Here is an 8,120-nt window from a genome sequence, read left to right as displayed (position 1 = left end):
CCTGGCCGACGGCACGGAACTTCCAGCCGCCCTGGCGGCGGTAGAACTCGCCGAGCACGAAGGCCGTCTCCACGGTCGCGCCGGCGCTGTCGAAGCGGGCGACCACCTGGCCGGTGGCCGCGTCGGTCACCTCGATGTAGAGGTCCGGTACCTGACCGAACGTCCCGCCGTCCGCGGAGGCGGCCAGCACGATCCGCTCGATGCCGTCCTCCACGCGCGCGAGGTCGGCCAGCAGTGTGTCCGTGACGCGTCCGCCCGCCGCCCGCTTGCCCTCGTGGCGCACCGCGCCGGAGGTGTGGGCGGGTTGGTTGTAGAAGACGAAGTCCTCGTCGGAGCGGACCTTTCCGGCGGCGAGCAGCAGCGCGGAGGCGTCGGCGTCCGGCACCCCGGGCCCGGAGCGCCAGCCCAGTTCGACGCGCAGCGCCGTGGTCGGCACCGGCGTGTTCGATCCCTTCGACATTGACATGTACGCCCCCATCACGTGTCGGCTCCCGGATTCCGCCCTCCGGGCCGTGGCTCCCTGCCCGCGCGTCCCTACCCGCCCAACCTATTCCCGGGCACGGCACACGGCCATGAACGGCACGACAAGATCGCCGGTCAACCGCCGGTAACCCCGAAGGAACTCGGCTTTTACACGATCCAAACGTTGATCCGCGTCCTTTTTTGCCGAGTTCGCTCGCATTGGGGATCCCGAGCCACGGGCGACACGGAAATCAACCCTCTTATCGGTCTCCCCAACCAGCACATCGTGGGCTTAACTTATGTGCCATGACCTCCCCCCGCTCCACTTATGGCGGCGGCTACTACTCCGCCTCCTTCCCGGACACCCCGATCTACGACTCGCTCGTCGCCGAGCGGGGCACCCCGCAGATCGCCCCGATCCGGGTCCCCGCCGCCTACGACACGGGCAGCAGCCTGCCTGCCCTGCCGTCGGCCCTCCCCGCCCTCCCGGCGGCCCCGTCCCACCAGGCCCCGGGCTACGGCTACCCGCAGGCGCCGCAGCCCGCGCCGCTGCAGCAGGCGCCGACGGCGTACATCCCGCAGCAGGCGAGCGCCCCGCGCGGCTATCCCGGCCAGCAGGCCCCGATGCAGCAGCGGCCGATGGCGCCGGGCAACGGGTACGAGGCCATGCGCCCGGCCGCCCCGCGGCCCGCGCCGGCGCCCTACCAGGATCCGTACAACAACCAGCAGTACCGCGGCTACTGAGGCGGATCCCGGCTGTCGGTGCCGCCTGGCACGATGGACGGCATGGGAAACGCCGCAGTCGAGTCGATCCACGTCCATCCTGTCAAGGCGTTCCGGGGCGTCTCGCCCCGGGAGGCCGTGGTGGAGCCCTGGGGGCTGGCCGGGGACCGACGCTGGACGTTGATCGACGACGGGGGAAAGGTCGTCACACAGCGGGAGCAGCCGCGCCTCGCACTGGCCGCCGCCGAGCCTCTGGCCGGCGGCGGCATTCGTCTGTCCGCGCCCGGCGCTGCCCCGTTGACGGTGGAGGTGCCGGAGCCGGCGGCGACCGTACCGCTCAGTGTGTTCGGGACGAAGGTGGAGGCGGTCCCTGCCGACGCGGCGGCGCACGCCTGGTGCAGCGCCTGGCTCGCGACCGCGGTCCGCCTGGTCCACATGGACGATCCGGCCACCCGCCGTCCCGTCGACCCCGCGTACGCACGGCCCCGGGAGACGGTCAGCTTCGCCGACGGCTTTCCCCTGCTGGTCACCGCGGCAGCCTCGCTGGAGGCCGTGAACTCCGCGATCGCCGAGGGCCCGAACGCCCACGAGGGGCCGCTGCCGATGAACCGGTTCCGGCCCAACGTCGTCGTCGCCGGCACCGAGCCCTGGGCCGAGGACCACTGGACCCGCATCGCCATCGGCGAGGTCGTCTTCCGGGTCGTGAAGCCCAGCGCACGGTGCGTCGTGACCACCACCGACCAGACCACCGCGGCGCGCGGCAGGGAGCCGCTGTTCACGCTGGCACGCCACCGCCGGATCAACGGCAGCCTGCTGTTCGGCCAGAACCTCGTGCCCCTGTCCCCCGGCACGATCGCGGTCGGCGACCCGGTGCGGGTGCTGGAACGGACGCCGGCGCCGGAGAGGCGGCCGGAGAGCGGCCGGCGATGATCCGTCGGCCGGGAACCCGGGGGCGTCTCCCGGCCGTTGAGTGGGTGAGACCGGGAGGGGGTGGGACGTGCGAGCACTCAGGGGGCTGTGGCGCTGGCGGAGCAATCCGCTGTGCCGCACGACCGATCTGGTCGAGGCGTGGGTCGCCCTCGTGGCGCTCCTGCTGATCGCGGTGGCCGCACCCGTGGCCGGCTGCCTGGTCGGCGTCGCCGCCCAGGACTCGCTCCAGCGGTCCGCGCGGCACCAGCAGCACGCGCGCCACCTGGTCACGGCCACCGTGGTCCGGGATCTGGGCGGAGTCATGCCGGAGACCGACCCCGACACCAGTTCCGCGCGCGAGACCCGCAGCCGCGTCCTCGCGAGCTGGACGGGGCCGGACGGCACCGCGCAGCAGGGCCCGGTCCTCGTGGCCTCGAAGTCGCCCCGGCGCGGGGACCGGTTCGGGCTGTGGACCGACCCGCACGGCCGAATAACGACCCGGCCGCTGGACTCCGCCACGGCGACGGTGCACGCGGTGCTCGCCGGGCTCGGCACGGCCCTGCTGACGGCGGGCCTGGTCGAGGGCGGCCGGCGCCTGACCGTGTGGCGCATGGTCCGCCGGCGGTACGCGCGCTGGGACCAGGCGTGGGACCGCGCGGGCCCGGACTGGGGCAAGGCGGGCACCGGCAGCTGACGGCCTTGCGGCTCTGGTCAACCGGGCGCGCACGCACACGCTACGGTGGACCGGCCGCAGCGCAATCGGTGACAGCCCGCGGGTGCGTGCACCCCGGAGGCGCGCAGGTGCCCGGGCACCGGCGGCAGCACCCGGGCGGGCAGCGAGCCATCAGTACGACGAGGTGGGGGCACGGCAACGCCATGGCACAGGGCACGGTCCAGGTGACGCACACCGGTACTTCGCGGTGGCGGCGCCGCACGGGTGAGTACGCCTCGCTCGCCGCCGCCCTGGAGGCCGCCGCCGACGGCGACGTCCTCACGATCGCCCCCGGCACCTACCGGGAGAACCTCGTCGTCCAGCGGACGGTGACGCTCCGTGGGCCCGACGGCTCCCCCGGCTCGGTCCGGATCGCGCCCGTGGACGGGGTGCCGCTCACGGTGCGGGCCTCGGCCGTCGTGCAGGACGTCCACGTCGAGGGCCAGGACGCGGCGGCGCCCGCGGTGCTGGTCGAGGACGGCACTCCCGAGCTGACGGACCTGCGGATCGTCACCCGGTCGGCCGCCGGCATCGAGGTGCGCGGCGGCGCCCGCCCGACCGTGCGCCGGTGCACCGTCGACAACCCGGCCGGCATCGGTGTCGCCGTACTGGACGGCGCGGGCGGGGTGTTCGAGGGCTGCGAGATCGTCGCGGCCGGGCAGGCGGGCGTGGCGGTGCACGGCGGTGCCCACCCGCGCCTGGAGCGCTGCCGGGTGCACCACGCCTCCGGCACCGGACTGACCGTCACCGGCGAGCACTCCTCGCTGGAGGCGGTGGGGTGCGAGGTCTACGAGGTGCGCGGGTCCGGGGTGCAGGTCGCCCAGCGGGCCACCGCGCACCTGACGGACTGCGATGTGCACCGCACCACCGCCGACGGCATCACCCTGGACACCGACGCGGTGCTCACCCTCGCCGACTGCCGCATCCACGACATCCCGGAGAACGCGGTCGACCTGCGCTCGCGGTCGGTGCTCACGCTGACCCGGACGACGGTCCGTCAGTTCGGGCGCAACGGCCTGTCGGTGTGGGATCCGGGGACCCGGGTGGACGCCAACCAGTGCGAGATCTTCGACAGCACCGGCGACTACCCGGCGGTCTGGGTGAGCGACGGGGCCACGGCCGTGCTCGACTCCTGCCGGGTGCACGACGTGCCGGACGCGTTGTTCGTGCTGGACCGCGGCTCCCGGGCGGACGTGGTCGACAGCGACCTGTTCCAGGTGCGCAACACGGCCGTGTCGGTGAGCGACGGGGCGACCGCGCAGCTGGACGACTGCCGGATCAGGGAGGCCGCCACCGGCGCCTGGTTCCGCGACCACGGCAGCGGCGGCACGCTCGACAACTGCACCGTGGCAGGCACCCAGACGGGCGTGATCGTCACCAAGGGCGCCGACCCGACGATCGAGCGCTGCACGGTCGACTCCCCCGCCGAGGCCGGTTTCTACGTCTCGGCGGGCGGCCGGGGCAGTTTCCTGAACTGCCGGGTGACCGGCAGCGGCGGGTACGGCTTCCATGTGATCGACGGCTGCCGTACGACGCTGCGCAAGTGCCGCACGGAGCGGTGCGCGCGCGGCGGGTACGAGTTCGCCGAAGGCGGCCCGGACGCGGGTGCCGGCACCGGGCCGGTCGTGGAGGACTGCACCAGCGACGAGAGCGGCGGTCTGCGGGCACCCGCGGCCCGCGAGGCGGCCGTGCAGACGGTGCCGCAGTCCGCCGGCCTGCTGGGCTCCCTGCCGGGACAGCGGGCGGCGGAACAGCGGCAGCCGGACGTCCCCGCGCAGCCGGAGCAGGCGCAGCGCACGCCGAAGGACGTGCTCGGCGCACTCGACGCGCTGGTGGGCCTGGAGAGCGTCAAGCGCGAGGTGCGGGCGCTCACCGACATGATCGAGGTGGGCCGGCGCCGGCAGCGGGCGGGCCTGAAGGCGGCCTCCGTGAAACGGCACCTGGTCTTCACCGGCTCCCCCGGCACCGGAAAGACGACGGTGGCCCGGCTCTACGGCGAGATCCTCGCCTCGCTGGACGTACTGGAGAAGGGCCACCTGGTGGAGGTGTCCCGGGTCGACCTGGTCGGCGAGCACATCGGTTCCACGGCGATCCGCACCCAGGAGGCCTTCGAACGGGCGCGTGGCGGTGTGCTGTTCATCGACGAGGCGTACGCGCTGTCCCCGCAGGACGCCGGGCGGGACTTCGGCAAGGAGGCCATCGACACGCTGGTGAAGCTGATGGAGGACCACCGGGACGCGGTGGTGGTGATCGTCGCCGGGTACACCGCGGAGATGGAACGCTTCCTGTCCGTCAACCCGGGCGTGGCCTCCCGCTTCTCCCGCACCATCACCTTCGGCGACTACGGTCCCGAGGAGTTGCTGCGGATCGTGGAGCAACAGGCCGACGAGCACGAGTACCGGCTGGCTCCGGGGGCGGCCGAGGCGCTGCTGAAGTACTTCACGCAGCTCCCGAAGGGCCCGGCGTTCGGCAACGGCCGGACCGCCCGGCAGACGTTCGAGGCGATGGTGGAACGCCACGCGAGCCGGGTCGCCCAGCTGGCCGACCCGACCACCGACGACCTGACCCTGCTGTACGCGGAGGACCTGCCGGAGCTGCCCTGAACGGTGCGCGGTCTCAGGACCGGGTTGCCTGGTCCGGCACCCGGTCCGGCGGCCACGGGCTCAGGCGCAGGCGGGTCAGGAGGCGGGACCGTTCACGGGTGAAGGCAGGGTCCGACTGGTAGTCGGAGTGGCCGAGGACGGGCGCCGGGAGCGGGTGGTCGAGGCTGCGGCCGTAGGCGAGCGGGTCCCGCAGCGGCGCGTGGTCCACCTCGGGCACCACCGTGGTGTCGGGAACACGGACGGGGGCACGGACGGGGCCGCCGATGGGGTCCGTGCGGCGGTAGAGGTTGCGCCAGCAGGCGATGTCGTGGTGCAGGGCGGCGAGCGCGGGCGGGCCGAAGTGGGCCGGGAACCAGCGGCCGTACAGCCGCTCCAGCGGGGAACCGTAGGTGAGCAGGGCGACCCGGCCGCGGACGGACGGCGGCAGTTGCCAGGCCGCGGCGGCGGCGAGGACGCTGCCCTGGGAGTGGCCGGACAGGACGAGCCGGCCGCCCGTGCGCCGGGTCCAGGTGGCCATGCGCCAGGTCAGGTCCGGTACCGCGCGTTCGGCGTAGCAGGGTGGGGCGAACGGGTGGGCGGCGCGGGGCCAGAAGGTACCGACGTCCCAGAGGATGCCGATGGTGCGCCGTGCCGAGGCGTCCTTGTAGGCGCGGCGGCCCCAGGTCACGAACAGCAGGACGCCCAGTCCGACCAGCCAGGAGCCCAGCGCCTGCGAGGTCTCGGCCACCGCCCGGACGAGGTGGTGACAGTGGCGGGCCGCCCCGACGGGGGTCTCTCCCGTGGCCAGGGCTCCGGCCAGGGCCGCGCTGCCCAGGACGAGGGTGGTGGCGGTGACCACGGCGAGCACGAGGGGCGCCCGGTCGGTCAGGGTGGCCATGGCCCGGGCGTGGGCGATGGCGCGGGTACGGGACCGGTCCTCCGGTTCGCCGGGGTGCTCGCCGCGGACCCGGTCGCGTTCGGCGCGGGCCAGCCGTGCGGTGCGCGTCGCCAGCGCGGCGGTCAGCAGGAGCAGGACCACCAGGAGCGGCGGGATGGCGGACGCCTGCCAGGTCAGCAGGACGGGCGGCCCGGGAAGCAGGGCACGGGTGCCGTCCAGCCAGTCGGCGACCCGTTGCGCGACCCCGCCGGAGATCACTCCGCCGAGTGCGCAGGCGAGCAGCGCGACGGCGGGACCGCCGAGGCCGCGCATGCCGGCGCGGGGATCGGGGCGGCGCCGGTGCAGGTACCCGGCCACGGCCGCGAGGGCGAGGACGAGCAGCCCCTGGGCCGGCATGAGGGCACCGAAGGCCGGGTCGCCGGGCAGCCGGCCCGTGGACCGCCAGCCGGGCCGGGACCAGCCGGCGTAGAGCACGCCGAGCAACAGCAGGGCCAGCGCGGCGAGCGGCAGGGCGCGCACGAGGTGCCGGTCGAGCCGCTGGTCGAGCCGGCACTCACTGCGGCCCCGGCGGCAGACCACCACCACGACCGCCGTCGCGCAGACGAGCAGGGCCGCGGTCAGCAGCCGGCCGAGCAGGTCCAGCGGCGCGGGCCCGGCGCCGCGGTGATCGAAGCGCACGGCCGGCACGACGACGGCACCGGCCACGGTGAGCAGCCCGGCCGCGGTGTGCGCCGCCCGTAACCGCGCGACCAGCCGCCGCCCGTACCAGAACCCGGGCCGCGCGAGCGCACTGCCGTGCGGGGTGGGGCCGTCCTGGCTCCGCTCGGGTCCGGCGGAGCCTGGTCCGGGACGGTGGGTGTCCGGCGCGGGACCGGGGGCCTGCGGCGGCACCGTCGGCACACCCCGCTCGGGGCCGTGACCGTCCGGCGGGGGCGGGTGGGCGCCGGGCACGGGGATGCCGTCGTCCGGGTCGAGGCCCTGGGCTCCCGGCACGGGGCCCTGGGCGTCCCCGTCCGAACCACCCGTGGCCGGCCGGACGTCCCCGGACCCCGGCACGGGCCCACCGCCCCCCGGCACCGGACTTCCGGAGCCCGGCCGGACGCCCCCGGCCCCCGGCACCAGCCCATCGACTCCCGGCACCCGACCACCCGTGCCCGGCCGGACGCCGTCGGATTCAGGCGCGGGTTCACGGACGTCCGGCACCGGCATCCCGGTCTCCAGGTCGAGCCCATGGGCGCCCGGCACGGGGCTCCGGGTGTCGCGCCCGGGACCACCGACGTTCGGGCGGGCGCCGTCCGGGCCCGGTCGGGCGCCGTCGAAGCCGGGGTCAGCGCCGTCGGGACCGGGCCGGGCCCCGACGAAGCCGGGGTGAGCGCCGTCGGGACCGGGCCGGGCGCCGTCCGGGCCGGGGCTGGCGCCGTCCGGGCCCGGCAGGGGGGCGGCGGACAGTGGCTGGTGGGATTCGTAGGCGCGCCACGTGCGGTGCGAGAGGTACCAGAGCAGGGCCGTCAGCGCGGTCGGGAGGGCGGCGGCGAGGGCGATGCGGCGGCCCGGTGTGCTCCACCAGCCGCCCGATCCGGCGGGCGCCCCGGGGCCGGCGGGCTCCAGGAAGGCCAGCCAGGAGCGGCGGCGGACACAGGCGTGGGTGCCGGCGCACTGCCAGGCGACCAGGTCGAGGGCCACCTCGCAGGCCGCGGCCACCAGCAGCACGGTCAGGGTGAGGGCGGCCAGGCGCACCAGGAGGCCGTAGAGCCGGACGGTCCGGGGCCGGGCGGGCCCGGCGGGCCGCATCCAGTGGGCGAGGTTGACCACCATGAACGGCAGCAGCAACAGC

At 75.3% G+C, this 8,120-nt stretch carries 6 protein-coding genes; 4 read left to right on the top strand and 2 right to left on the bottom strand.

Translation table 11 applies throughout. The features are described from left to right. The coding region (locus tag IE312_RS38480; protein ID WP_229898963.1) for a TerD family protein at window positions 1-460 on the bottom strand (460 nt) is incomplete at its 3' end. A 308-nt stretch (window positions 461-768) separates the two neighbouring features. Here IE312_RS38480 and IE312_RS01670 point away from each other — a divergent pair. From IE312_RS01670 to IE312_RS01655, 4 genes are all read left to right on the top strand, one after another. Continuing rightward, window positions 769-1,206: a DUF6643 family protein gene (locus tag IE312_RS01670; RefSeq protein WP_189977565.1), complete on the top strand. Its 438-nt coding sequence runs from the start codon at window positions 769-771 to the stop codon at window positions 1,204-1,206. Between the two features lie 42 nt (window positions 1,207-1,248). Then, a complete protein-coding gene (locus IE312_RS01665; protein WP_189977563.1) occupies window positions 1,249-2,115 on the top strand; it encodes an MOSC domain-containing protein in 867 nt (288 codons plus the stop codon). A gap of 67 nt (window positions 2,116-2,182) precedes the next feature. After that, on the top strand, window positions 2,183-2,788 hold the full coding sequence (locus tag IE312_RS01660) for an Rv1733c family protein (protein WP_189977561.1): 606 nt from the start codon (window positions 2,183-2,185) through the stop codon (window positions 2,786-2,788). Window positions 2,789-2,970: 182 nt separating this feature from the next. Next, window positions 2,971-5,409, top strand: a complete 2,439-nt coding sequence (locus tag IE312_RS01655; protein WP_189977559.1) for a right-handed parallel beta-helix repeat-containing protein — start codon at window positions 2,971-2,973, stop codon at window positions 5,407-5,409. Between the two features lie 13 nt (window positions 5,410-5,422). Here IE312_RS01655 and IE312_RS38475 read toward each other — a convergent pair. Next, window positions 5,423-8,120, bottom strand: a 2,698-nt coding sequence (locus IE312_RS38475; RefSeq protein WP_229898867.1) for a hypothetical protein, incomplete at its 5' end; no start/stop codon positions are given.

This window comes from Streptomyces capoamus (genome assembly GCF_014654935.1).
In the GTDB taxonomy this organism is placed as follows: domain Bacteria; phylum Actinomycetota; class Actinomycetes; order Streptomycetales; family Streptomycetaceae; genus Streptomyces; species Streptomyces capoamus.
The sequence above is the reverse complement of the archived record's forward strand: the minus strand, read 5'-3'. Positions and strand labels throughout refer to the sequence as shown.